General features: G+C 38.1%; 29 protein-coding genes and 1 other RNA gene. 26 read left to right on the top strand and 4 right to left on the bottom strand.

Translation table 11 applies throughout. From position 1 onward, the window contains the following. Positions 1–63: 63 nt before the first annotated feature. The 9 genes from comGA (at position 64) to IGI63_RS03975 (ending at position 6,170) form a co-directional block, all read left to right on the top strand. Complete coding sequence (gene comGA / locus IGI63_RS04015; protein ID WP_002364362.1) at positions 64–1,032, top strand: competence type IV pilus ATPase ComGA; 969 nt, start codon at positions 64–66, stop codon at positions 1,030–1,032. Beyond that, positions 989–2,035, top strand: coding sequence for a competence type IV pilus assembly protein ComGB (gene comGB / locus IGI63_RS04010; RefSeq protein WP_429975361.1), 1,047 nt, complete (start codon positions 989–991; stop codon positions 2,033–2,035). Before comGA ends, comGB begins: the two co-directional genes overlap by 44 nt. Then, complete coding sequence (comGC, locus tag IGI63_RS04005; RefSeq protein WP_002356991.1) at positions 2,035–2,310, top strand: competence type IV pilus major pilin ComGC; 276 nt, start codon at positions 2,035–2,037, stop codon at positions 2,308–2,310. Before comGB ends, comGC begins: the two co-directional genes overlap by 1 nt. Continuing rightward, positions 2,307–2,753, top strand: coding sequence for a competence type IV pilus minor pilin ComGD (comGD, locus tag IGI63_RS04000; RefSeq protein ID WP_002366895.1), 447 nt, complete (start codon positions 2,307–2,309; stop codon positions 2,751–2,753). The genes comGC and comGD overlap by 4 nt, the downstream gene beginning before the upstream one ends. Further along, positions 2,719–3,045, top strand: a complete 327-nt coding sequence (locus IGI63_RS03995; protein WP_429975359.1) for a type II secretion system protein — start codon at positions 2,719–2,721, stop codon at positions 3,043–3,045. The genes comGD and IGI63_RS03995 overlap by 35 nt, the downstream gene beginning before the upstream one ends. After that, the gene (comGF, locus tag IGI63_RS03990) at positions 3,035–3,469 is read left to right on the top strand and encodes a competence type IV pilus minor pilin ComGF (RefSeq protein WP_002357060.1); all 435 of its coding nucleotides are present in this window, start codon (positions 3,035–3,037) and stop codon (positions 3,467–3,469) included. The genes IGI63_RS03995 and comGF overlap by 11 nt, the downstream gene beginning before the upstream one ends. Continuing rightward, positions 3,469–3,822: a competence type IV pilus minor pilin ComGG gene (gene comGG / locus IGI63_RS03985; RefSeq protein ID WP_429975358.1), complete on the top strand. Its 354-nt coding sequence runs from the start codon at positions 3,469–3,471 to the stop codon at positions 3,820–3,822. The genes comGF and comGG overlap by 1 nt, the downstream gene beginning before the upstream one ends. Before the next feature lie 128 nt (positions 3,823–3,950). Beyond that, the gene (locus tag IGI63_RS03980) at positions 3,951–4,958 is read left to right on the top strand and encodes a class I SAM-dependent methyltransferase (protein ID WP_002357063.1); all 1,008 of its coding nucleotides are present in this window, start codon (positions 3,951–3,953) and stop codon (positions 4,956–4,958) included. A 24-nt stretch (positions 4,959–4,982) separates the two neighbouring features. Continuing rightward, positions 4,983–6,170: an acetate/propionate family kinase gene (locus IGI63_RS03975; RefSeq protein ID WP_002357064.1), complete on the top strand. Its 1,188-nt coding sequence runs from the start codon at positions 4,983–4,985 to the stop codon at positions 6,168–6,170. A 111-nt stretch (positions 6,171–6,281) separates the two neighbouring features. Here the strand turns inward: IGI63_RS03975 and IGI63_RS03970 are convergent, their stop codons facing one another. The 4 genes from IGI63_RS03970 to IGI63_RS03955 form a co-directional block, all read right to left on the bottom strand. Next, complete coding sequence (locus tag IGI63_RS03970; RefSeq protein WP_002357065.1) at positions 6,282–6,755, bottom strand: universal stress protein; 474 nt, start codon at positions 6,753–6,755, stop codon at positions 6,282–6,284. A 313-nt stretch (positions 6,756–7,068) separates the two neighbouring features. Continuing rightward, entirely contained in the window at positions 7,069–7,401 is a 333-nt protein-coding gene (locus IGI63_RS03965; RefSeq protein WP_429975356.1) for a hypothetical protein, read from the bottom strand. A gap of 7 nt (positions 7,402–7,408) precedes the next feature. Further along, positions 7,409–7,602: non-coding RNA, 6S RNA (ssrS, locus tag IGI63_RS03960), on the bottom strand. Between the two features lie 72 nt (positions 7,603–7,674). After that, positions 7,675–8,952, bottom strand: a complete 1,278-nt coding sequence (locus IGI63_RS03955; RefSeq protein WP_142665384.1) for a replication-associated recombination protein A — start codon at positions 8,950–8,952, stop codon at positions 7,675–7,677. Positions 8,953–9,080: 128 nt separating this feature from the next. Here IGI63_RS03955 and IGI63_RS03950 point away from each other — a divergent pair, with 128 nt between their 5' ends. The 17 genes from IGI63_RS03950 to tpiA all read left to right on the top strand — a co-directional run bounded on the left by IGI63_RS03950 (position 9,081) and on the right by tpiA (position 25,951). Beyond that, complete coding sequence (locus IGI63_RS03950; protein WP_429975354.1) at positions 9,081–9,758, top strand: DNA-3-methyladenine glycosylase; 678 nt, start codon at positions 9,081–9,083, stop codon at positions 9,756–9,758. After that, positions 9,715–10,200 (top strand): DUF3013 family protein, encoded by a 486-nt coding sequence (locus IGI63_RS03945; protein ID WP_002388170.1) that lies wholly within the window; start codon positions 9,715–9,717, stop codon positions 10,198–10,200. Before IGI63_RS03950 ends, IGI63_RS03945 begins: the two co-directional genes overlap by 44 nt. A 15-nt stretch (positions 10,201–10,215) precedes the next feature. Beyond that, a complete protein-coding gene (prmA, locus tag IGI63_RS03940; protein ID WP_016622347.1) occupies positions 10,216–11,163 on the top strand; it encodes a 50S ribosomal protein L11 methyltransferase in 948 nt (315 codons plus the stop codon). 1 nt (position 11,164) lies between these two features. Continuing rightward, positions 11,165–11,917, top strand: a complete 753-nt coding sequence (locus IGI63_RS03935) for a 16S rRNA (uracil(1498)-N(3))-methyltransferase (protein WP_002357078.1) — start codon at positions 11,165–11,167, stop codon at positions 11,915–11,917. A 214-nt stretch (positions 11,918–12,131) separates the two neighbouring features. Beyond that, the gene (locus IGI63_RS03930; RefSeq protein WP_429975353.1) at positions 12,132–14,345 is read left to right on the top strand and encodes a RelA/SpoT family protein; all 2,214 of its coding nucleotides are present in this window, start codon (positions 12,132–12,134) and stop codon (positions 14,343–14,345) included. 23 nt (positions 14,346–14,368) lie between these two features. Then, positions 14,369–14,815 (top strand): D-aminoacyl-tRNA deacylase, encoded by a 447-nt coding sequence (dtd, locus tag IGI63_RS03925; RefSeq protein WP_002357080.1) that lies wholly within the window; start codon positions 14,369–14,371, stop codon positions 14,813–14,815. 139 nt (positions 14,816–14,954) lie between these two features. After that, positions 14,955–15,176 (top strand): hypothetical protein, encoded by a 222-nt coding sequence (locus IGI63_RS03920; RefSeq protein ID WP_002383130.1) that lies wholly within the window; start codon positions 14,955–14,957, stop codon positions 15,174–15,176. Beyond that, on the top strand, positions 15,173–16,474 hold the full coding sequence (hisS, locus tag IGI63_RS03915) for a histidine--tRNA ligase (protein ID WP_002362049.1): 1,302 nt from the start codon (positions 15,173–15,175) through the stop codon (positions 16,472–16,474). Before IGI63_RS03920 ends, hisS begins: the two co-directional genes overlap by 4 nt. Before the next feature lie 17 nt (positions 16,475–16,491). Next, positions 16,492–18,261 carry an aspartate--tRNA ligase gene (gene aspS / locus IGI63_RS03910; RefSeq protein WP_002377079.1) on the top strand — a complete coding sequence of 590 codons (1,770 nt, stop codon included), beginning with the start codon at positions 16,492–16,494 and terminating at the stop codon, positions 18,259–18,261. Positions 18,262–18,414: 153 nt separating this feature from the next. Next, the gene (locus IGI63_RS03905) at positions 18,415–19,251 is read left to right on the top strand and encodes a bifunctional hydroxymethylpyrimidine kinase/phosphomethylpyrimidine kinase (RefSeq protein ID WP_002426119.1); all 837 of its coding nucleotides are present in this window, start codon (positions 18,415–18,417) and stop codon (positions 19,249–19,251) included. Next, positions 19,235–19,741 (top strand): ECF transporter S component, encoded by a 507-nt coding sequence (locus IGI63_RS03900; RefSeq protein WP_002357086.1) that lies wholly within the window; start codon positions 19,235–19,237, stop codon positions 19,739–19,741. Before IGI63_RS03905 ends, IGI63_RS03900 begins: the two co-directional genes overlap by 17 nt. Next, positions 19,738–20,307 (top strand): TIGR01440 family protein, encoded by a 570-nt coding sequence (locus IGI63_RS03895; protein WP_002365825.1) that lies wholly within the window; start codon positions 19,738–19,740, stop codon positions 20,305–20,307. The genes IGI63_RS03900 and IGI63_RS03895 overlap by 4 nt, the downstream gene beginning before the upstream one ends. 142 nt (positions 20,308–20,449) lie before the next feature. Then, a complete protein-coding gene (locus IGI63_RS03890) occupies positions 20,450–21,328 on the top strand; it encodes a YitT family protein (RefSeq protein ID WP_002357090.1) in 879 nt (292 codons plus the stop codon). Between the two features lie 420 nt (positions 21,329–21,748). Then, the gene (locus tag IGI63_RS03885; protein ID WP_002357092.1) at positions 21,749–22,786 is read left to right on the top strand and encodes a sugar-binding transcriptional regulator; all 1,038 of its coding nucleotides are present in this window, start codon (positions 21,749–21,751) and stop codon (positions 22,784–22,786) included. 39 nt (positions 22,787–22,825) lie between these two features. Further along, positions 22,826–23,827: a type I glyceraldehyde-3-phosphate dehydrogenase gene (gap, locus tag IGI63_RS03880; RefSeq protein ID WP_002357093.1), complete on the top strand. Its 1,002-nt coding sequence runs from the start codon at positions 22,826–22,828 to the stop codon at positions 23,825–23,827. Between the two features lie 126 nt (positions 23,828–23,953). Beyond that, positions 23,954–25,147, top strand: a complete 1,194-nt coding sequence (locus IGI63_RS03875) for a phosphoglycerate kinase (RefSeq protein ID WP_429975351.1) — start codon at positions 23,954–23,956, stop codon at positions 25,145–25,147. Positions 25,148–25,195: 48 nt separating this feature from the next. Next, positions 25,196–25,951: a triose-phosphate isomerase gene (tpiA, locus tag IGI63_RS03870; protein WP_002362045.1), complete on the top strand. Its 756-nt coding sequence runs from the start codon at positions 25,196–25,198 to the stop codon at positions 25,949–25,951. Positions 25,952–25,995 lie beyond the last annotated feature (44 nt).

The raw sequence follows: 25,995 nt of genomic DNA, 5'->3' as shown, positions 1-25,995 counted from the left end.
GGTTCTTTTTTTTGCTGAAATCATAAAATAAATGCGTAGTTTATTAGTGAGAGGAGGAAATGAATGACTGAAAATGTAAAAAAATTGGCTCATCAATTAATTGAATGGGGCGTCCTTCATGGGGCGCAAGACGTTTATTTTTTACCCAATGATACCGAAATAGCCATCTCTTTTCGGACAGGGATGCAACGGACACTTTACACACAAGTTTCCGCAGAAATAGGCGAAAAGTTAATTTTCCACTTTAAATTTATAGGCGGCATGGATGTCGGAGAAAGACGAAAAGCACAATTAGGTGCGACAACTTATCTAATTGGCGAGACGAAGCAACGCTTGCGTTTATCATCTGTGGGAGATTTTCAGAATCGAGAGAGCTTGGTAATTCGTTTTTTGCACCGATTTGGTGAACAAGCTGAACATTTTTTCTTTCCCCACCAGCTGAATGAAATTGAAGCATCTTGTCAGAAACGAGGACTTTATTTATTCAGTGGGCCAGTTGGTTCTGGGAAAACAACAACCATGTATCGTGTGGCTAAACAAAGAAGTGGCGAACAACAAGTGATAGCGATTGAGGATCCTGTTGAAATTGAGGAAAAGCAGTTTTTACAGTTGCAAACAAATGAAAAAATTCAGTTAACGTACGAAGCCTTGATAAAAGTTTGCTTGCGCCATCATCCTGATATTTTGATTATTGGTGAAATTCGTGATGGCGAGACGGCTCAAGCAGTTATTCGAGCCGCCTTAACGGGTCATACTATTTTTGCGACAATTCACGCCCGTAACTTATTGGGGGTGCAACGGCGTTTGATAGAATTAGGTGGCCCAGAGCATGAATTGGCTGAATGCTTGCAAGGTATCATTTATCAACAGATTTTGACAACCACGATTAATAAGGAACAAGTAGCGGGAATTCTTTATGATTATTTCTTCTTTAAGGAAGCTGTTATAAAGAGTAGTTGGCAAAAGAATCTAAGAAAGGCGTGGGCGTATGGGTTTATTACAGAAAAAACGTATTTTCAAGCCATCGAATAAATTAACGAAAAAACAACAGCAGCTTTTTCTGAAACTATTAGCGGATTTGCTTGCAAATGGTTTTAATATACAAGAAAGTTTTTCCTTCATGAAAAAATCAAACGCCTTACCTCAGCACAGTATAACTTTTTTAGTTGAAGGCTTTTCCTCAGGCATTGCCTTACAAGCTTTAGTCGAAGAATTAGGGTTTTCAACAATGGTCTCGGCACAATTGTCGTTTGCTACTGCACACGGGGATTTGGTAGGGACACTACAAGCGATTTCCGAACATTTTTTTCAAACGGAAAAATATCGGCAACAGTTCTATAAAATAATTAGTTACCCGCTGCTCCTGATTGTTTTTTTGATTCTCGTCATTGTTGGTATCCGGCAATTTTTATTGCCCCAATTAATGGAAAATGATGCCAATAGTTATTCTAAAAATATTGGGATTCTTCTGATTGTTTACAGTCCATACATTCTGGTTACCTTAGTTTTTCTCCTCTCATTTAGTTTCTTCATTTTAAACCGTTATTTGAAGCATCAGTCTGCTATTCAGCGGGCCTTCGTATATCTGAAACTGCCAATTATCCGTGGCCTTTATCGGGAATACGTCAGTGCTTTTTTTGCACTAGAATGGGGGAAGTTGCTTGCGCAAGGATTAGAAATGAAAGAGGTCATCGATTTGATGCGCCATACAACCAATTACCCCTTAATGAAAGAATTAGCTGGAGCAATTAGTGAAGGACTGCTAGTTGGTGAAACCTTACATAGACAATTAGCTGCTTATCCTTTTTTTACGAAAGCATTGGGTTTAATGATTCAACAAGGGGAAGTAAAAGGAAAATTAGGCAAGGAGTTGATGGTTTATAGTAATGTCTGTTTCCAAGGTTTTTTCAAAAAAATTGAACGAGTCATTACCCTTGTTCAACCATTTATTTTTATCATAATTGCTTGTTTAATTATCGGTGTCTATGGGGCAATGTTGCTGCCTATTTATGGCAATATGGAAGGAGTTTTATAATGAAAAAGAAACAAAAATACGCAGGGTTTACATTATTAGAAATGTTGATTGTCTTATTGATTATTTCCGTATTGATTTTACTTTTTGTTCCTAACTTAGCGAAACATAAAGAAACAGTTGATAAAAAAGGCAATGAAGCAATCGTAAAAATTGTAGAATCACAAATCGAGCTCTACACACTAGAAAAAAATAAGACGCCTTCTTTAAATGAATTAGTCAATGAAGGCTACATTACTAAAGAGCAGTTAGATAAATATACAGCAGAAAAGCAATGAACAAGTCAGCAGGATTCACATTAATGGAAACACTTGCTAGTTTGACGATTGTTTGCTTTATGACTATGCTCCCAACACTCGCTATTCACCGCTGGCAAGAAACATTAAAAATTGAACAGTTTCTTGCTACGGTAGAAAAACAACTTCGTTTTGCGCAACAGCAAGCAATTGTTTTAGAGGAAACACAAGAAGTTTGGTTTTTTGAAGAACAACAAAGCTTTTCATTTCCTGATAAATTGAACCAATCAGCTCGAAGGACTTCGCTAGCTGTACCTGAAAAAATGACAGTGAGTGGCCCAAGCAAACTCAGTTTTCTTCATTCGTCAGGGAACAATGGCCGTTTAGTGAAATATATTTTTACTTGGACTGAAAAGAAACAGCAACTTATTTTACAATTTCAGATGGGGAGTGGCAAATATACGAAGAAAATTAACTATTTATAGCGGTTTTATTTTATTAGAGAGTCTCGTTAGTTTTAGTATGGTATGTGTGATAGCAGGGATATTCTCCCTGACTATTACACAATTAATTCAGCAAAATTATCAACGGGAGCAAGAATTAACGTGCACTCGTCTAGGATACGAAGCAATTTTATTTTTAGAGCAGACGGGTGATTTACGTTTCAAAGAGCGGATATATCAAGGAGAAACTTACCGATTTTCTTTGATGGAGAACGATGGAAGAAGGATACTAAAAGTCACAGATTCAAGAGGAGCGATTTTGATTGGTCAATAAAAAATATGCGGGTTTTACGATGTTAGAGTGTTTAGTAGCACTAGTCGTTTTAAGTTGTATGTGTCAATTGTTTCAGTTGATGATTCAACAAAGTTTTATCGGAAATCAATATTTGAAAAACAATGATTCGAAATCCTGGCATATTTTTTTAATTCAATTAGAAAAAGAATGTCAAAAGCTCGTTTTCCAAACAGGCTCTGCTCAAGAGATTTCTTTCCTCGACTCAGAAACAAACAAGACTATTTCAATTCAAATCAAAGAAGATAAAATTATTAAGCGAGTCAATGGTAAAGGCTATCAACCGCTGTTAATTGGTATCAAAAATGGACAGTTTAAAAATGAAGGACAATCGTTTACTTTGGAAGTTACTTTTACTTCTGGAAAAACATTTGATAGTTTTTTTCCGATAAAGGGAGAATTTTAATGAGGCAAAAATATTCAGGAAACTTATTGTTCACGGCCATGGCCTTTGTTTATTTGATGAGTTTTCTCACCCTTCAGTTACTAGAAGAACGTCAGTTAACACAAAAATTTACGCAAGCTACCCAGGAATACTATGCAGGGAAAAGTATCCTTCATTTATTTCTTGCAGATGTTAAACAAAATAGACGAAAGTTAAAAACAGAAGAAAAGCTCATGTACGAGCAAGTAACCCTCGATTATACATACAAAAATGAACAATTAAGAATAACTGTTTTATTAAACAAATCTGGTCGGAAATACCAATATCAAGAGAGAGTTTCTCATCAAAAAAAAGCGGAAACAATACTGGAATAGCGTTGTTTTTCTACAAATTATTAGATTTTAGAAGAAAGACAGTAAAGGCATTGATTATTCTTTCTTTTTTCGTTAAAATAAAACAGGTATGGAAGTTGTTACATTTTGAATAGAATAGAGGTGCTAATTTGTTCCCAGAAAAAATTGAAGAGGCTTTCGAGCCAATGGAACAAGCAATCCAGTTATTGCAACAGTCATTGGATACTTCTTTTTTAGATGCGTATATTGAAAATGGTGAAAATATTTTAGATGATTTTCAAGTACGAGTACTTGACGGAGTACCTAATCCAGAGACAGTGAAACAATTAGAAACGCTGTATCATACGATTAAAAAAATTGATTTAGCTCCTGAAGATGTGCGACGCTTGTCCCAATTACTTTTGTTAAAAGGAACGAGAAAAGAGCAGCTTCAAGCAAATCATCAATTGACGCCAGACGGTATTGGCTTTTTGTTTGTTTATTTAGTAGAACAATTAACAAATAAATCAGAGCCATTAAAAATTTTAGATCCTGCTTCAGGAATGGGAAATTTACTGTTAACGGTTCTGCTGAACCTTGAAACAGCTGGTTACAAAGTTTCTGGTTATGGTGTGGATATCGATGAAACACTTTTGGCAGTATCTTCTGTGAACAATGCTTGGTCACAAGCCAATATTCAGTTGTTCCATCAAGACGGATTGCAAGATTTGTTATTGGATCCAGTTGATTTAGCATTAAGTGACTTGCCGATTGGCTATTATCCAAATGATGAGCGAGCAAAGGGATTTGCTGCTGCTGCGGAGGAAGGCCATAGTTATGCGCATCATTTATTAATGGAACAAGCCATGAAATACGTGAAGCCAGCAGGGTTTGGCTTATTCTTAATCCCGACCAATATTTTAGAGACTGAGCAAAGTGAATTCTTTAAAAATTGGTTGACAAAAAATGTCTATTTACAAGGAATGATACAGTTACCTGATGAATTGTTTAAGTCAGAACAATCACGTAAAAGTATCTTGCTTGTTCAAAACAAGGGTGCAGATGCTGAGCAAGTGAAGGAAGTTTTGTTAGCAAAACTTGCCTCTTTGAAAGATATCAATAAAGTAACGGAGTTCTTTAAACAATTTGAAGCTTGGAAAGCTTCAAATTTAAAATAAAATAGTAACGAAGAGGAGAAAATTATGTCTAAAACAATTGCAATTAATGCAGGTAGTTCAAGTTTAAAATGGCAATTATACCAAATGCCAAATGAAGAAGTGATCGCTAAAGGAATCGTTGAACGTATTGGCTTAAAAGATTCTATCTTCACAATTAAATATGGTGAAGGACAAAAATATGAAGTAATTGTTGATATTGATAACCATGAAGTGGCAGTAAAAATGTTATTAGACCAATTAATCGATTTAAACATTTTAGGTTCTTATGATGAAATTACTGGTGTTGGTCACCGTGTAGTTGCTGGTGGAGAAGAATTTAAAGATTCTGTTGTTATTACAGACGAAGTATTAGAAAAAATTGAAGCTTTATCTGAATTAGCACCTTTACACAACCCAGCGAATGCGATGGGGATTAAAGCATTTAAACATATCTTACCAGAAATCATTAGCGTGGCAGTCTTTGATACGTCGTTCCACACAACAATGCCAGAACACAACTATTTATATAGTGTACCGCGTGAATACTATGAAAAATTTGCTGCACGTAAATATGGGGCACATGGAACAAGTCATCGTTATGTCTCTCAACGTGCTGCAGAAATGTTAGGTCGTCCAATTGAAGACTTGAAAATTATCACTTGTCACTTAGGAAATGGTGCTTCAATCACTGCAGTTGATGGTGGTAAATCAGTCGATACATCAATGGGCTTCACTCCTCTTGCTGGCGTTACAATGGGGACTCGTTCAGGGGATGTTGATGCGTCACTATTACCTTATTTAATGACAAAACTTGGCTTGACTGATGTACAAGACATGGTTGATATTTTAAACAAAAAATCTGGTTTATTAGGTTTAACAAATGGTTTATCAAGCGACATGCGCGATATTCAATCAAACTTAGATAAACCTGAAGTTCAAACAGCATACAACATTTTTATCGATCGTATTCGTAAATACATTGGTAGCTATGTCACTGTTATGAATGGCGTTGATGCGATTGTCTTTACTGCTGGAATCGGTGAAAATGCAGTTGGCGTTCGTAAAGATATTATTGATGGCATGACTTGGTTTGGTTGTGAAATCGATGATGACAAAAATAATGTACACGGTGAAGAAGCAGTTATCTCAACTGATGATTCAAAAATCAAGCTTCTATTAGTACCAACTGATGAAGAGTTAATGATTGCCCGTGACGTAGAACGTCTAAAATAATTAAACGAACACACCTTGTGAGATGCTCTCACAAGGTGTGCTTAATAGGTAAATAAGAAAAAACTGAGCCAACTATCAAAAGTGATAGTTGGCTCAGTTTCTTTTTATTTTTTATTTTTCTTCATTTTTTGGTAATTTGTTGTCTAAATCCGTCCGTACAACGAGAACATCGCAACTAGCGTTACGGATAACTGATTCAGAGACAGAGCCAATAAATAAACGCTCAACGGCATTTAATCCAGTTGCTCCTAACATAATTAAATCAATGTTGTATTCTTTTGGTAATTCTTTGGCAATAATGTTCTTAGGAGAACCATAGGCTAGAACGCTAGAGACTTTTGTTTGTCCCATATCCACCGCTTGTTGTTGGTAGGTGTCTAAGGTTTCTTTTGCCATTGACATTGCTTCTTCTGCTAGCGCACCATCAAAAGAGGACACTGATTGGAAAGAGCGCGTATCAACAACATGTGCTAATAGTAATTCAGCATCGTTTCGTTTAGCGACGTTGACCGCTTTTTTAAAGGCTAAGTCTGCTTCGTCAGAACCATCGATTGCTATCATAATTTTTTGATATTGTTGTAACATAATAACCGCTCCTTTCAGCGTAAAAAAAATCATTAATTGTTTCTATAATAATTGTAAAACAAACAAAGAAAAAAAGAAACTGAAACCGCTTCTTTTTTCTGAATATTGGCATTTTTTTGTAAAAAAGAACCTGGGACAAAAATCACTTTGGATTTTTGTCCCAGGCTTAAAAATTGATAAACGGCGGAAACAGAAGCAACTCCTTCGGAAATAAGCCGAAATTCTCCAAAAATTAAAGAACAATTTTCGGAAATTCCTTCTTATTTCTCGGAGTTAAACACTTCTGTCCCGACCTCTTTAAATTCATCGTCTTTTATGACATTTTTTTTGCAAAAGTTAAACTAAACAACGTTGAAAGTAATAAAACAAAAAAGATAAAACCAATTGACAATAACGGGCGATTAAAAATAGCCGCTAGAACACCTAGAATGGCGATAATCAAGTAATAACGCCCAAAACGTTCGATAAACTGTTGACTTTCTGTTGCAGTTTCTTTTTTTAAGAGTGGTAAAAAAGCTGCACTTTTCTTCATCAAATAATAACTGGCTGCGCCTGTGACAACGGCGAGTAATAGTACGAGTATACGAATCATCTTGTCCTCCAAAAAAAAACAACTTGCCAGAGCAAATTGTTTAGAAATCTTCATAAAAATGGTAAAATCCGTCGATGCCGGTAATCGTCCTAGAGTATTGAACCCGCAAGATAAGCAGGTGGGTTCCTCGATCGCAGTATTGAACTACCAAAAGAAAAGGCATGTTACCAACTTTGATACAAGCAGGATCCCTAGATATCAATAAAAATGTTCGGTCAACACAGTGAAAGGACAACGCGTACATCACAGATTTACCATCTTTATAATAGCATACTCTCTCAAAATCGGCAACGAGATTGTTTCTTTTTTTGAAAGCGTATTATTTTGTTATTTTTTCTGTTTCCATTCTTGGATACGCTTGAGTTGCTGATGTAAGGCTTGTTCATATTTACCAATATCAATCGGTTCGTAATAACGTGCCTCTTTTAATTTGTCAGGTAAGTATTGCTGATTGACCCAACCGTTTTCAAAATTATGTGGGTATTGATAACCAATGCCACGGTTTAATTCTTTGGCTCCAGCATAGTGGGCATCACGTAAATGATCAGGAACATCTCCCACAGAGCCTTGTCGAATATCTGCCAAAGCAGCATCAATCGCTGTGACTGCAGAATTTGATTTTGGCGATAAACATAAATCAATGACGACACTGGCTAGAGGAATTCTAGCTTCTGGAAACCCTAGCTTTTCGGCGGCTTGAACAGCGGTGACTGTCCGAGCGGCGGCCGCAGGATTCCCAAGACCGATATCCTCGTAAGCAATGACCATTAAACGACGACAAATAATCGGTAAATCACCTGCTTCAACTAAGCGACCCAAATAATGAAGTGCAGCATCTACATCGCTTCCTCGAATCGACTTTTGGAAAGCGGAAATTACATCATAATGGGCATCGCCATCTTTATCATGGGTTAAGGATTTTCGTTGCACGCACTCTTCAATAATCGGTAAGGTGATCTTAATTTCGCCTTGTTCATTTTTGGGTGTTGATTTAACAGCTAATTCTAGTCCATTTAGCGCACTACGTAAGTCACCGTTCGTTGCGCGTGTCAAATGTTGTAATGCTTTTTCTTCTAAGTGGACGGGATAATCGCCTAAGCCACGTGTGCTATCGGTTAAGGCTTCTTGAATCGCTTGCTGAATGTCTGTTTCTGTTAAGGGCTTTACTTCAAAAATTTGCGTGCGACTACGAATCGCAGGGTTAATTGTAATATATGGATTTTCGGTAGTTGCTCCAATCATAATAATTCGTCCGTTTTCTAAATGAGGGAGCAAAAAATCTTGTTTTGTTTTATCTAATCGGTGAATTTCATCAAGCAGTAAAATCACTGTGCCACTCATTTTGGCTTCTTCAGCAACGATTTGTAAATCTTTTTTGGTGTCTGTGGCCGCGTTCAACATGCGAAAGGCATAATTTGTTGAACCAGCGATTGCGCTGGCAATACTGGTTTTTCCAGTGCCAGGCGGCCCATAAAGAATCATCGATGAAAGCATTTTGGCTTCGACCATCCGACGAATAATTTTACCAGGGCCGACTAAATGTTGTTGACCAACTACTTCGTCTAAGTGACGAGGTCGCATTCGATAGGCTAAAGGTTGTTGCATAAAAGGACCTCCTTTTTCATAATCATCTTATTATAACATAAAGAACGTACATTCGCTTTTTGGTGGTTTTTTGGGTTTTAGATGGATATAGCGGAAGGTTTCGTGTATGATAGGGAGTGGTGAAAGAAATGAAAGAAACGATAAATATCTTTAACACAAAAACAACTGAAGAAGTGGCACAATACTTGTTAGGGATGTATTTAGAGCACGAAACAGCAACAGGCGTTTTAGGTGGGTACATTGTGGATGCAGAAGCTTATTTAGGTCCTGATGATGAGGCGGCCCATAGCTTTGGCTTGAGAAAAACGCCACGCTTACAAGCCATGTATGACAAACCAGGCACGATTTATTTATATACTATGCACACGCATTTAATTTTAAATATGGTGACACAAGAACAAGGCAAACCACAAGGGGTGATGATCCGCGCGATTGAACCTGTTGAAGGTGTCGACAAAATGATTGAAAATCGCCAAGGACATCAAGGCGTGGAATTGACCAATGGACCAGGTAAATTAGTTGCAGCCTTAGGAATTGATAAGCAATTATATGGGCAGTCGATTTTTTCTAGTTCGTTACGGCTCGTGCCAGAAAAACGAAAATTTCCGAAAAAAATTGAGGCACTACCACGAATTGGGATTCCCAATAAAGGTCGTTGGACAGAGTTGCCTTTAAGATACGTCGTGGCTGGCAATCCATATATTTCTAAACAAAAAAGAACAGCAGTAGACCAAATAGATTTTGGCTGGAAGGATGAAGAAAATGAAAAAAGCAACAATGCTCACATACTTAGAGGAACAACTTGAAAAACACTTAGGAGATTACGAAGTAGGCCTTGATTGGGATCGCAAAAACCATACCATCGAAGTCATTGTTCGTTTATATGCAGAAAACAATGAGCAAGTGGCGATTGATGATGTTGATGGTACGCTTTCAGAAGAAGAATTCATTGAATTTGAAGATGGTTTGTTATTTTACAATCCGCAAAAGTCTGTCGTTGATGACGAAGAGTATTTAGTCACAATTCCTTATGAAGGAAAAAAAGGGCTACGCAAAGCAGTTTTAGACGGATTCATTCACTATTTAAAAGTGGTTTTAGATGAAGGGCAAAGTGATTTGTTAGACTTTTTATCAGATGAAACAGCGGAAGTTTTTGAATTGCATTGGGAGCCAGCAGATTTTGAAGCGATGATTAAAAAAGTGGCAGAAACAGAAAAAGAACAATGGATTGCGTATCCAAGTTATTAATTTAGAGGTGAGAACATGAAGTGGACAGAAGTAAAAGTCGAAACGGCTAGCGAAGCAGTTGAAGCAATTTCAAACATTATGATGGAAGCTGGCGCAAGTGGTGTGGCCATTGAAGATGCGTTGGACATTGAAAATTTTGAAGGTGATCTGTATGGGGAAATTTTAGATAAAGAGCAATTCACCCACATTAAAGAAGGGGCGATTGTGATGGCTTATTTTCCTGAAACAACCTTCTTACCAGAAATTTTACCATTTATGAAAGAAAATATTTTACGCTTGCCTGAGTACGGCTTATCCATTGGTAAAAACGAAATGACAATTAGTGAAGTAGCAGAAAGCGACTGGGCAACTGCTTGGAAAAAATATTATCATCCTGTCCGTGTCACACGATTCTTAACGATTGTGCCAAGTTGGGAAGCTTATCATGCACAAGATGAAGCAGAAAAAATTATCACATTGGATCCGGGCATGGCTTTCGGTACAGGCACGCATCCAACGACTCGTTTAACCTTGCAAGCTTTAGAAACTGTTTTACGTGGTGGCGAAACAGTTCTAGATGTAGGAACGGGTTCTGGTGTTTTGAGTATTGCAAGTCGCTATTTAGGGGCTAAAGACGTCTACGCATATGATTTAGATGAAGTAGCAGTTGCAGCGGCAAAAGAAAATATGGATTTAAATCCCATTGCGGCCGATGTTCATGTGTCAGCCAATGATTTACTAAAAGGGATTGACCATTCTGCTGATGTAATCGTCGCAAATATTTTGGCAGATATTATTGTGTTAATGATTGAAGATGCTTGGCGTTTGCTAAAACAAGACGGTACCTTCATTATTTCTGGAATTATTGAAGATAAAAAAGCAATGGTTTTAGAAGCACTAACGAAAGTTGGGTTTGTGGTGGACCAACTCTTTAATCAAGGCGATTGGTATGCGATTATCTTGAAGAAACCAGAGGAAGAGTAAAATGCAACGGTATTTCATGAAAGAAGATTATCAAGAAAAAGATTTGTATAAAGTCGCAGATGAAAACTATCATCATATTGTGCGAGTTATGCGAATGACGCCGAATGATCGTTGTTATTTAGTATTTCAAAATAAAACTGCCATTTTAGCTGAGATTGTGGAAATTGATTCAACATCTGTTTACTTTAAAGAAATTAGTAAAGAAGAAATGGACAAAGAATTGCCAATTGAAGTGACGATTGCGTGTGGGTTACCAAAAGGGGACAAGTTAGAATGGATTGTTCAAAAAGGCACGGAGCTAGGTGGCAATCAGTTTATCGGCTTTCCTGCGAAAACTTCCGTTGTCAAATGGGACCACAAAAAAAGAGCAGCCAAAGAAAAAAGATTACAAAAAATTGCCACAGAAGCGGCGGAACAATCGCATCGGCAGCAGACACCAAGTGTTTCTTTGGTGGAAAAAACACAAGAAATCATTGCGCAATTTGACTCATATGACACAGTCTTGGTTGCGTATGAAGAATCAGCAAAACAAGGAGAAAAAAGTCAATTAGCACAAGTATTATCCACTTGCCAGCCAGGCGCACGTTTGTGTGTGCTCTTTGGACCTGAAGGTGGCTTTGCACCGCAAGAAATTGAACAATTTCTGCAGGCTGGGGCGAAACTTTGCGGGTTGGGTCCGAGAATTTTACGAGCAGAAACAGCACCGTTATATCTTTTAAGTGCGGTTAGCTACCAAATGGAACTTTTAAATTAAACGAAAGCCCGCCTGTAAAATTCTTGTAGGCATTCTCTTTGAATAAACAGAGAGTAAAAAAGCGACAGTGATTGAAATTTAAGGGAAATTTAGTATAATAGAGTTGTTGAAAGTGCTACTGTTTCAAGTGGTACTTTTCTTTTTTATTAAAATAGATAAAACGTGAACGAAGTGTTCTTTATCCAAAGGTCACCTTCATAGAGGAGTGAATACCATGCCAAAAGAAGAAATACTGACAGGCCCAGCGGTCATCAAAATTGTAAGTACCTATATGGGACCAGAACATGTTGAGTTGGTTCAAAAAGCATTAACTTATGCTGAAAAAGCACACGAAGGTCAAGTCCGACAATCAGGTGAACCTTACATCATCCATCCGATTCAAGTGGCAGGCATTCTGGCTGAATTACATATGGATCCCCATACTGTAGCAACAGGATTTTTACATGATGTTGTCGAAGATACGGACGTAACACTGGACGATTTAAAAGAAGAATTTGGCGAAGACATCGCAATGTTAGTCGATGGCGTGACGAAACTAGGAAAAATTAAATATAAATCTCATGAAGAACAATTAGCCGAAAACCATCGGAAAATGTTATTGGCAATGGCGCAAGATTTACGGGTCATTATGGTGAAACTAGCCGATCGTTTGCACAATATGCGCACATTAAAACATTTACGTGAAGATAAGCAACGACGGATTGCACAAGAAACTTTAGAAATTTATGCGCCTTTAGCACATCGCTTAGGGATTAGTCGAATTAAATGGGAATTAGAAGATACTGCCTTACGTTATATTAACCCCAACCAATACTATCGAATTGTTAATTTGATGCAAAGCAAACGCGATGAACGTGAAGCTTATGTGGCAGAAGCAGTCGAAGATATTCGTTTAGCTACGGAAGATTTAGAAATTTACGCAGAAATATATGGTCGACCAAAACATATTTATTCAATCTATCGTAAAATGAAGGACCAAAAGAAACAGTTTAATGAAATCTATGACTTATTAGCCATTCGTGTTATTGTCGATTCCATTAAAGATTGCTATGCCGTGTTAGGGGCGATTCATACACGTTGGACACCAATGCCAGGTCGCTTTAAAGATTATATTGCTATGCCAAAAGCGAATATGTATCAATCTATCCATACGACAGTTATTGGACCAAAAGGGAATCCAGTAGAGATCCAAATTCGGACCCATGAGATGCACCAAATCGCCGAATTTGGGGTGGCGGCTCACTGGGCCTATAAAGAAGGCAAAGCGGAAAAAATTGAAACAGATGAACTGACGAAGCAAGTCGATTGGTTCCATGAAATTATTGAATTACAAGATGAAAGCTATGATGCTTCTGAATTTATGCAAGGTGTGAAAGAAGACATTTTTAGTGACAAAGTCTATGTCTTTACGCCAAGTGGAGATGTAACCGAACTGCCAAAAGGCTCCGGACCACTAGATTTTGCTTACAGTATCCATACTGAAATTGGGAATAAAACAACCGGTGCGAAGGTCAACGGCAAAATGGTACAGTTAGACTATGTCCTAAAAAATGGGGATATTATTGAAGTCTTAACATCACCGAATTCTTTCGGGCCTAGTCGCGACTGGCTGAAAATGGTTAAAACAAGTAAAGCCAAAAATAAAATCAAACGTTTCTTTAAAGAACAAGACCGTGAAGATAACATTATTAAAGGGCATGATGCTGTCATTAAATACATGGCAGAAATCGGCTTTACACCGAAAGAATTTTTAACGAAGAATAAAATGGCGGAAGTGCTAGATAAATTTAAATTTCAAACGGAAGATGATTTATTTGCGGCAGTAGGTTATGGCGAAGTAAGTGCGCAAGTAGTGTGCAATCGTTTAACAGAAAAAGAACGCCGCGAACAAGAGTTGGAACGCCAACGTCAAGAAGCAGAAGAGTTGCTAAATCAGCCAGCTAAAAAAGAATCAGAAAAAATGAAAGTTCGTCATGAAGGCGGCATCGTGATTCAAGGGGTGGACAACCTATTGATTCGTTTAAGCCGCTGTTGTAATCCAGTGCCTGGTGATGAAATCGTTGGTTACATTACCAAAGGACGGGGCGTTTCAATTCATCGTGCGGACTGTCCTAACGTACAGCATCAAGAAGAATTAGCACAACGTCTAATTGAAGTTGAATGGGAAGATACCGAGCACAGTCGCAAAGAATACGCTGCCGATTTGGAGATTTACGGCTATGATCGTAGTGGCTTACTAAGTGATGTTTTACAAGTCATTAGTTCGATGACAAAAAATTTAGTCGGCGTTGAAGCTCGTCCATCCAAAGATAAGATGGCCCAGATTCATGTTACTGTGAAAATTCAAAACCTTTCTCATTTAAAAACCATCGTTGACAAAATTAAAAGTGTACCAGATGTTTATAGTGTTCGTCGAACCAATGGGTAAGTGTTAAAAGTGAGGCAAAAAAGATGAAAGTAGTTATTCAAAGAGTCAGTCAAGCACAAGTTGCGATAGAAGAGCAGATAGTGGGACAAATCAAACAAGGCTTCATGGTGCTGGTGGGCATCCATCAAGAAGACACGCCAGAAGATGTGGCTTATGTTGTTGGCAAAATCAGTAAATTACGTGTTTTTGAAGATGACGAAGGAAAAATGAATCGCAGTATTCAAGAGATTGAAGGATCAATTTTGAGTATCTCTCAATTTACCCTCTATGCAAAAACTAAAAAAGGCAATCGTCCCAGTTTTATTGAAGCGGCTCGTCCAGATGTGGCGATTCCTTTGTATGAATTATTTAATCAACAATTAGAAGCAGAAGGAATAGCGGTAGCCACAGGAGAATTTGGCGCGGATATGCAAGTGTCGTTGACCAATGATGGTCCAGTGACCATTGTGATTGATACACGAGAAAAATAATTGATTTTCCTGTCGGAACCCCTTGACTTTCTAAGAGAACTTTAGTAGTTTATAGATAATATTAAAAATCTACGAAGGAACGAGTAAGTTTCATCTGTCTGCGAAGAGAGAGTTGCCGTGGCTGAGAGCAACTTCAACAGTGAAAGTGAAAGACATTCTGGAGATGGACGGAAGAAAAGCCGTCCCGTTACGAGCGTTAATCGTTGAGGAAAGAGTAAAATCTTTCAAAACTAGGTGGTACCGTGTAAAAGAGACTTTTACGCCCTTGTATGTTCAACATACAAGGGCTTTTTTCATTTTTAGAAAAAAGAAAATGGCGCACACATTTTTGTGGAATGATAGAAGGAGAGAAAGACAATGAGTTATCAAAAACCAAAAGGAACAAACGATATTTTGCCAGGAACTTCTGAAAAATGGCAATTTGTGGAAGAAACAGCTCGTTTGATTTTTAAAGATTATCAATACCAAGAAATCAGAACCCCGATTTTTGAACATTATGAAGTAATATCTCGCAGTGTTGGCGATACTACAGATATTGTTTCAAAAGAAATGTATGATTTTTATGATAAAGGAGACCGTCACGTGACGCTACGTCCTGAGGGGACAGCGCCAATTGTTCGGGCCTTCGTTGAAAATAAATTATATGGTCCGGAATATACGAAACCATATAAAACCTATTACATGGGGCCGATGTTCCGCTATGAACGCCCACAAGCTGGTCGTTTGCGTCAATTCCATCAAATTGGTGTGGAAGCATTTGGTAGTGAAAACCCAGCATTGGATGTTGAAATCATGGCTATGGCTTTGGACTTCTTCAAACAATTAGGCATCCAACAAATCAAATTAGTTATTAATTCCTTGGGGGATAAAGAAACACGTGCTACGTACCGTCAAGCATTAATCGATTATTTAGAGCCCCATATGGCAGAATTAAGCGAGGATTCACAACGTCGCTTACACGAAAACCCATTGCGGGTGTTAGACAGCAAAGATAAAAAAGACAAGGTGATTGTCGCAGAAGCGCCCTCCATTTTAGATTATTTAAATGAACCATCTAAAGCACATTTTGAAGCAGTAACTGATATGTTAGATTTACTAGAAATTCCTTATGAAATTGATAGTAATATGGTTCGTGGCCTGGATTATTATACACACACAATTTTTGAAATTATGAGTGAAGCGCCTAAAATGGGTGCGCAATCAACAATTTGTGCAGGGGGCCGATACAATGGTTTAGTTGAAGAATTAGGCGGCCCAGACACACCAGGTTTTGGTTTTGGTATGGGCATTGAACGAGTGTTGTTAACAATGGAAGCTGAAGAAGTTGTGATTCCAGCGTTATCTGAATTAGACGCATATGTGGTTGGGATTGGTTCAGAAACCAACGTCGCAGCTTTGCAACTTGTTCAAAGCATTCGTAACTTTGGTTTCTCAGCTGATCGTGATTACATGAATCGCAAACCAAAGGCGCAATTTAAAACGGCCGATAAATTACAAGCAAAATTAGTTTTAACAATCGGTGAAAATGAATTGAATGAAGGCATTGTCAACGTAAAATCAATGGCAACACGCGAAGAAAAAGCCTTCCCGTTAAGTGCTATTCATGATTCATTTGATGAAGTGTATGACGAAATGATGACAAAAATGATTGAAGAATAAAAAGGAGAGATTGAGAAATGGCAAAACGCACAACCTATTGCGGCAATGTATCTGCCGAATTTATTGAAAAAGAAGTTGTATTAAAAGGATGGGTTCAAAAACGTCGTGACTTAGGAGGCGTTATCTTTATTGATTTACGTGACCGTGAAGGAATCGTCCAAGTGGTCTTTAACCCAGAAAAGTCAAAAGAAGCATGGGAAATTGCTGATAAATGTCGTAGTGAATACGTCATCGAAGTTAAAGGTCAAGTCGTTTATCGTGATAAAGAAGCGATTAATCCCAAAATGAAAACTGGCGAGTTTGAAGTGATGGCGACTGACATTACGATTTTAAATACTGCGAAAACAACGCCATTTACCATTGAAGATGACAATAACGTTAATGACGAATTGCGCATGAAATATCGTTATTTAGATTTGCGTCGTCCATCAATGACAAACAACATTAAATTACGTCACCAAGTAACGAAAACAATCCGTCACTATTTAGATAATCATGACTTTTTAGACATTGAAACTCCTTATTTAGGCAAATCAACACCAGAAGGCGCTCGCGATTATTTGGTTCCTTCTCGTGTCCATGCCGGTCATTTTTATGCTTTACCACAATCACCACAACTCTTTAAACAATTATTAATGGGGGCAGGCTTCGATCGCTATTACCAAATCGTTCGTTGTTTCCGTGATGAAGATTTACGAGGCGACCGTCAGCCAGAATTTACACAAATCGATATCGAAACGACCTTTTTAACACCAGAAGAAATTCAAACATATACAGAAAATATGTTGGCTGAAGTGATGAAAGAGACAAAAGGAATTGAGATTTCTGTTCCGTTTCCACGAATGAGCTATGACGAAGCAATGGCACGCTATGGTAGCGATAAACCCGACACTCGTTTTGCTATGGAATTAATTGATGTTGCAGATGTAGTGAAAGACGTAGACTTCAAAGTTTTCCAAGCAGCGTTGGAAAATGGTGGACATGTGAAGGCTTTGAATGCAAAAGGCGCCGCAGATAAGTATTCTCGTAAAGATATGGATAACTTAGGTAAGTATGTGAGTCAATTTGGTGCAAAAGGCTTAGCTTGGTTAAAAGTTGAAGAAGATGGCTTAAAAGGACCGATTGCTAAATTCTTAACAGAAGTTAGTGATGAATTAATTGCTGCTACCAATGCAGAAGTCGGTGATATTTTAATGTTTGGTGCCGATAAACCTGAAATCGTAGCCGCTGCTTTAGGTGCGGTACGTACACGTTTAGGTAAAGAATTAGGTTTAATTGATGAATCGAAATTCAATTTCTTGTGGATTGTGGATTGGCCGTTGTTTGAATATGATGAAGAAGCTGGCCGCTATGTTTCTGCTCATCATCCATTTACACAACCAAAAGCAGAGGATGTGGACCGCTTAGCAACAGACCCAGCCTCTGTGTATGCTGAAGCTTACGATGTTGTCTTAAACGGCTACGAATTAGGCGGCGGCTCATTACGGATCCATACACGAGAATTACAAGAAAAAATGTTTGAAACGTTAGGTTTTACAAAAGAAGAAGCACAAGACCAATTTGGTTTCTTGCTAGACGCATTAGATTACGGCTTCCCGCCACATGGAGGGATTGCTTTAGGGCTAGACCGCTTAGCAATGCTATTGGCTGGGGAAGAAAATATTCGTGAAGTGATTGCCTTTCCTAAAAACGGGAAAGCAATTGACCCAATGAACAACGCACCAAGTTTAGTTTCTCCATTACAATTGTTTGAATTAAACATTGATGTAACAGCCATTGACGAATAAGTGTTAAATCCAAAGAAAGAGTGACTTCATTGACAGATGAGGTCACTCTTTCTTTGGGAAGGAAAAAGATAACGAAAGATTTAAAAAGTGGCTGAGCTAAAAATCTGCCAATTGGCTGTTTTTTCTTTTTAGAAAACTTTGTATGATAACTGAGTGTATAAAGGAGCGAAACAAATGACAAAAATAATTTTAACAATTGGCGGTTCCGATCCTTTTTCAGGTGGCGGGATTCAAACAGATTTAAAAACGTTTGAAAATCATCAAGTCTTTGGCTTATCAACTTTAACTTGCCTTGCTACAGCCCCCAAGAATCATTTTCAGATTCATGACCTGGAGACTTCTTTGGTGAAAGAGCAACTCGCTTCCATACCTGTCGGGAGTTTAGACGGCATCAAGATTGGCTTGATTCACAGTGAAGAAAGTATGTTACAAATTGCAACCTTTTTGAAAAAGCACGCAGGTCTGCCGGTGGTGTTGGATCCTGTCTTGGCTTTTAAAGAAACGACTTCAGTTTATGAAAAAAGATACATGCAGTTATTGATTGAAAAACTTTTTCCATTCGCAACGATTATAACGCCTAATTTAAAAGAAGCAGAATTACTCATTGGCAGAAAATTAACAACCGTCGAAGAAGTCCAACAAGCGGCGGAAGAGTTAAACTCTTTAGGAGCGGCAACGGTGGTGATTAAAGGTGGTAATCGTTGGCTTGGCCAAGAAGCACGTGACTTTTTTTATGATGGACAACAACATATTCAATTGGTCAAAGAAAAAGTAATGGCCCACACCATTGATGGCGCTGGTTGTTCCTTTGCCTCTGCAATTGGTGCGAATTTAGTTAAAGGATATCCGTTAATTGAAGCAGTTGATTTAGCAAAAACATACGTTCATGAAGCCATTGTTTCTGGGGTCCAGCTAAATGCAGCTTTTGGAAGTGTGTGGCATGAAGGATTACTAGCAGGAGGTGTGGCGGATAATGACAAGAAAAATTAGTCTATATGCAGTAATTACCGCTTTAACAGTGGCTGTGTCAATGGTCTTTATTATCCCCGTCCCAGCAACAAATGGCTTTGTTACATTGGCGGATGCAGGGATTTACATTGCTAGTTTACTTTTTGGTCCGATCGGTGGCTTGACAGTCGGAGCTTTAAGCGGTGGCTTAATTGATTTATTGTCAGGCTATCCACAATGGTTCGTTTTTTCGTTATTGATTCATGGCGGACAAGGTTGGTTAGCAGGGCACTTCTTTAATAAAAATAAAAAGATGCAAACGCTAGGATTACTTTTAGCCAGTCTCCTCATGATTAGCGGGTATGCTTTAGCGACTAGCTGGCTTTACGGCGTGGGTGCGGGGATTGCCTCATTACCAGGGAATATCATTCAATCCTTATTTGGGGTGATTGTAGCATTACCTCTTAGTCAAACATTAAAACGTGTGTTACCAAAAAATGGTCGTTTAGAAGAAAGAAGGATGAACAAATGACTATCGATGAAAAAATGTTAAAAGAACAGTTAGTGACAATTACAGAAGAAGTCATTACAGCAGGAAATTTACAAAAAGGGGACCTATTTGTTTTAGGTTGTACCACCAGCGAGGTAGTAGGTGGCGTCATTGGTAAAAATTCCAGTGCCGAAGTAGGACAATGGATTGTCTCAACCTTAATTGAACAATTAGATAAAAAAGGCATCTCTTTGGCTGTCCAAGGATGCGAACATATTAATCGTGCTTTAGCGATGGAACGTCGTGTGGCTGAAGAAAAAGGCTTTGAAATTGTCTCGGTAGTACCACAATTACATGCTGGCGGTTCTTGTTCAGTGGCTGCCTTTGAAAAATTTGATGAACCTGTGGAAGTTGAACATATTGTTGCTCAAGCAGGGATTGACATTGGCGATACATCTATCGGTATGCATGTAAAACATGTGCAAGTTCCTCTTCGCTTGAGCATTCGAACGTTAGGTGCGGCCCATGTTACAGCATTATATTCTCGTCCTAAATATATTGGTGGACCAAGAGCCCATTATGAAACAACCCAAGAACGAAATCGTTAAGATTTCGTTCTTTTTTCATTTCTATAAACATTTGATGAATCTTCCGTAATTATTATAGGAATCTCTTTTTTTCTCTCGGTAAACCACGTATAATATGAAAAGAAATGTAATTTATTGAAAACCTGAAACGAGGCTATTATTTATGAAAAAAATTTATGACGGACTGCCAGTTCATGACTATACAACAAAATTTTCCGTGTCGATTGTCTATGCTATTCTTGCATCAATTGCCATGAACTTTTTCTATCAACCAGGAAATATTTATTCCAGTGGCTTAACAGGCTTGGCACAAATTTTAACAACCCTCTCAACAAAAATTGTGGGTTTTAATGTGCCTGTCTCCATTACATTGTATCTTTTAAATGTGCCGTTATTCTTTATTGCGTGGAAAAAAATAGGTAAGAAGTTTACAATTTTTACTTTCATTACCGTGACTTTAACTTCATTATTTATGCATATTGTTCCGCAAACGGTGATGACCCAAGATCCAATTATCTGTGCTATTTTTGGTGGGGCGATTTCTGGATCAGGAATTGGTTTTGTCTTAAAAAACGGGGTTTCTTCTGGGGGCTTAGATATTCTAAGCATTACCATTCGGAAAAAAACGGGGCGTTCCGTTGGCTCGATTTCAATTTATTTTAACGCACTAATTGTCTTCGTTGCAGGTTATTTATTTGGCTGGCAGTACATGTTCTACAGTGCGTTATCAATTTTTGTAAGTGGGAAGGTCACAGATGCCGTTTATACTAAGCAAAAGAAAATGCAAGTTATGATTGTCACCAAAAACCCAGATCGAGTCGTGGATGAGATTCAAAAGAAAATGCGCCGCGGTATTACAATTATTCATGAAGCGGAAGGGGCATATCGCCACGACCGCCAAACTGTTTTGCTAACTATTGTGACACGCTTTGAGTTGCCAAGTTTAGAAGCAGCCATGAAAGAAAGTGATCCGAATGCCTTTGTCAGCATCTCAGATAATGTTAAAATTTTAGGACGTTTTTACGAAGAAGATTACAAATAAAAGGATATGAAGCAACGAGAGAATGGCTGTGTCTATTCTTTCGTTGCTTTTTTTGAAAAATAAGTAAAAAAATGCTTTGTGTGAGGACCTGAAATTCCCATTTAAACAAGAAGTTAATTGAAAGACGTTCGTGAATTCCTTTGCTTTTGGTTTAATTAGATCTGATTATTCGGAAATAAGTCGCTATTGTTTCTCACAAACGAATGCTTTGTTTGGATTTGAAAGAAAACGATGAAAAAAGAATCATTTTTATTGAAAAGACCTAAAAAAACTGGTACACTAAGTGTGTAATTGATAAGTACTTTTAATACTGTTATGAATAAATAGTAGGAAAAACGAACATCAATTCTATTTTTTTAAAGTTCATAGGTCGTTTTCAGTCTTACTTGGACATATTTCGACCCACAAAAGGAGCGCATCATGTTAAAAGAATTTAAAATGATTGAAGCAGTTGCTCCAGATATGCTCGATGTATTACAAGAAAGATTCCAAATTCTTCGCAATATTTATTGGATGCAACCTATTGGACGTAGAAGTTTATCAGAAACGATGGGAATTACAGAGCGAGTCTTGCGTACAGAAACAGATGTTTTAAAGCAACTCAACCTGATTGAACCTTCAAAAAGCGGGATGACATTAACAGAACGCGGTTTGGAAGTCTACCAAGGCTTAGAATTAGTCATGAATCAATTGCTTGGTATGCACCAAATCGAAAAAGAAATGACACAGTACTTTGGCATTCAACGTTGTATCGTTGTTGCAGGAGATAGTGATATCCAAAAGAAAGTTCTTTCGGACTTTGGAGATGTCTTAACCAATACGCTGAATTTACTCTTACCAAATGGTGAGAATACAATTGCGGTTATGGGTGGGACAACAATGGCCATGGTGGCCGAAAATATGGGATCACTAGAAACTGAAAAACGTCATAATTTGTTTGTTCCAGCCAGAGGAGGGATTGGTGAAGCAGTTTCTGTCCAAGCCAATTCAATTAGTGCTGTAATGGCCAACAAAACGGGTGGTAACTACCGGGCGTTATATGTCCCAGAACAATTGAGTCGTGAAACGTATAATAGTTTATTACAAGAACCCTCGATTCAAGAAGTTCTTACGTTAATTAGTCATGCCAACTGTGTGGTGCACAGTATTGGTCGAGCGTTGCACATGGCGGCACGCCGAAAAATGTCTGACGACGAAATGGTTATGCTCAAACAAAAAAATGCCGTGGCAGAATCGTTTGGTTATTTCTTTGATGAAGAAGGAAAAGTGGTCTATAAAATTCCACGAATTGGCCTTCAATTAAAAAACTTACAAGAAATTCCCTATGTCGTCGCAATTGCGGGCGGCAAAACGAAAGCCAAAGCCATTCGCGCATATATGAAAAATGCACCAAAACAAACGTGGCTCATCACAGATGAAGCTGCCGCAAACGAGATTTTAAAAGGGGTAACCCTTTAAAATAAAAAATTTTTGATTTTCATAAGGAGGAAATCTTTAATGACAGTTAAAGTAGGTATTAATGGATTTGGACGTATCGGACGCTTAGCTTTCCGTCGTATCCAAGATGTAGAAGGAATCGAAGTAGTTGCAATCAACGACTTAACAGATGCTAAAATGTTAGCACACTTGTTAAAATATGACACAACTCAAGGCCGTTTCAACGGTACAGTTGAAGTTCACGAAGGTTCATTCAACGTTAACGGCAAAGAAATCAAAGTTTTAGCTAACCGTAACCCTGAAGAATTACCATGGGGCGAATTAGGCGTAGACATCGTTTTAGAATGTACTGGTTTCTTTACTTCTAAAGAAGCTGCTGAAAAACATTTAACTGCTGGTGCAAAACGTGTAGTTATTTCAGCTCCTGGTGGTAACGATGTACCAACAATCGTTTACAACACAAACCATGAAACATTAACTGGAGAAGAAACTGTAATTTCAGGCGCTTCTTGTACTACAAACTGCTTAGCTCCAATGGCTAAAGCTTTACATGACAACTTTGGTGTTGTTGAAGGTTTAATGACAACTATCCACGCTTACACAGGTGACCAAATGACATTAGACGGACCACATCCTAAAGGCGACTTCCGTCGTGCGCGCGCTGCTGCTGCAAACATCGTACCTAACTCAACTGGTGCTGCTAAAGCAATCGGCTTAGTAATCCCAGAATTGAACGGTAAATTAGATGGCGCTGCTCAACGTGTTCCTGTAGCTACTGGTTCATTAACTGAATTAGTTACTGTATTAGACAAAGAAGTTACTGTTGATGAAGTGAATGCAGTAATGGAAAAAGCTGCTAACGAATCTTATGGTTATAACACAGACGAAATCGTTTCTTCTGATATCGTAGGTATGACTTACGGTTCATTATTCGATGCAACTCAAACAAAAGTTATGACAGTTGGCGACAAACAATTAGTTAAAACTGTTGCTTGGTATGACAACGAAATGTCATACACTGCTCAATTAGTTCGTACTTTAGAATACTTCGCTAACTTATAAGATTCATTCTTATCATTAGTGAAATTTGAACAATTGTGAAATAATAAGCGGGGAAGCAACGCGCTTCTCCGCTTTCTTTTTTTAAAAAAGAAAAATCCTAAAATTGACAATACAGGAGGTCTACTCATGGCTAAAAAGACAATTAAAGATGTAGATTTAAAAGACAAAAAAGTCCTTGTCCGTGTTGACTTTAACGTTCCGTTAAAAGATGGCGTGATCACAAACGATAATCGTATCGTAGCGGCTTTACCAACAATCAAATACGTGATTGAAAATGGCGGAAAAGCAATTCTTTTCTCTCATTTAGGTCGTGTAAAAAAAGAAGAAGACAAAGCTGGCAAATCATTAAAACCAGTGGCTGAACGTTTAAGCGAATTACTAGGTCAAACAGTTACTTTTGTTCCAGAAACACGTGGTAAAGAATTAGAAGACGCTGTTAACAATATGAAAGATGGCGACGTTTTAGTATTTGAAAACACTCGTTTTGAAGATGTTGACGGCAAAAAAGAAAGCGGCAATGACGCTGAATTGGGTAAATACTGGGCTTCTTTAGGCGATGTATTTGTCAATGATGCTTTTGGTACTGCACACCGTGCACATGCCTCAAACGTTGGAATTGCTTCAACTGGTATCCCAACAGTTGCTGGTTTCTTAATGGAAAAAGAAATTAAATTCATCGGCGAAGCTGTTGAAAATCCAAAACGTCCATTCGTAGCAATCTTGGGTGGCGCAAAAGTTTCTGACAAAATCGCTGTCATTGAAAACCTAATTGAAAAAGCCGACAAAATTTTAATCGGTGGCGGTATGGCTTACACATTCATGAAAGCACAAGGCTATAGTGTTGGTTTATCTTTACTTGAAGAAGATAAAGTGGACTTAGCGAAAAGCTTAATGGAAAAAGCTGGCGACAAATTAGTTTTACCGGTTGATACAGTTGTCTCTAAAGAGTTCAGCAATGACGCTCCTTTCCACACGGTTCCTTCAACTGAAATCCCAGATGATGAAGAAGGCTTGGATATTGGTGAAAAAACAATTGAATTATTTGCTAACGAATTACAAGGTGCGAAAACAGTTGTTTGGAATGGACCAATGGGCGTATTTGAAATGAGTAACTTTGCCAAAGGAACAATTGGTGTTTGTGAAGCGATTGCTAATTTAGAAGACGCAACAACAATTATCGGTGGCGGGGACTCTGCTGCTGCAGCAATTCAATTAGGCTACGAAAACAAATTCTCTCACATCTCAACAGGTGGCGGAGCAAGTTTAGAATTATTAGAAGGCAAAACTTTACCAGGTTTAGCTTCTATTAACGATAAATAATCAGTTTAAAAGACAATATTTTTAAAAAAAGAAAAGGATGTGCTTTTCATGCGCAAACCAATTATCGCTGGTAACTGGAAAATGAACAAAACTTTAAGCGAAGCACAAAGCTTTGCAGAAGCAGTAAAAAATGCTGTTCCATCAAACGACGTTGTTGACGCTGTGATTGGATCTCCAGCATTATTCTTAGCTCCTTTAGCTTGGAACCTAAAAGATTCTGAAGTGAAATTAGCTGCACAAAACTGCTACTGGGAAAACGCTGGTGCCTTCACTGGTGAAAACTCACCAGCTGCAATTGCAGATTTAGGTGTAAACTATGTGATTATCGGACACTCTGAACGTCGCGAATATTTCCACGAAACAGATGAAGATATCAATAAAAAAGCCAAAGCAATCTTTGCAAATGGTATGACACCAATCTTCTGTTGTGGTGAAACTTTAGAAACGTATGAAGCTGGTAAAACAGCGGAATGGATCGAAGGTCAAATCACTAACGGCTTAGTTGGTTTATCAAACGAACAAGTTGCTTCAATGGTTATCGCTTACGAACCAATCTGGGCAATCGGAACTGGTAAATCTGCAGATGCTAATATTGCAGATGAAATCTGTGGTGTTGTTCGTTCAACAGTTGAAAAATTATACGGCAAAGAAGTTTCTGAAGCTGTTCGTATTCAATACGGTGGTTCTGTTAAACCAGAAAACATCGCTGAATATATGGCAAAAGAAAACGTTGACGGTGCTTTAGTCGGCGGCGCAAGCTTAGAAGCAGACTCATTCCTAGCTTTATTAGATGCTGTAAAATAAGAAATCACTAACGGTAACGTTTTCTCAATGACTTTTGCAAAAAA

The sequence above is a fragment of the Enterococcus sp. DIV0086 genome (assembly GCF_050498705.1).
Classification (GTDB): Bacteria; Bacillota; Bacilli; order Lactobacillales; family Enterococcaceae; genus Enterococcus; species Enterococcus faecalis.
Note: the sequence above shows the minus strand (reverse complement) of the source record. Positions and strands in the feature narration are given on the sequence as shown.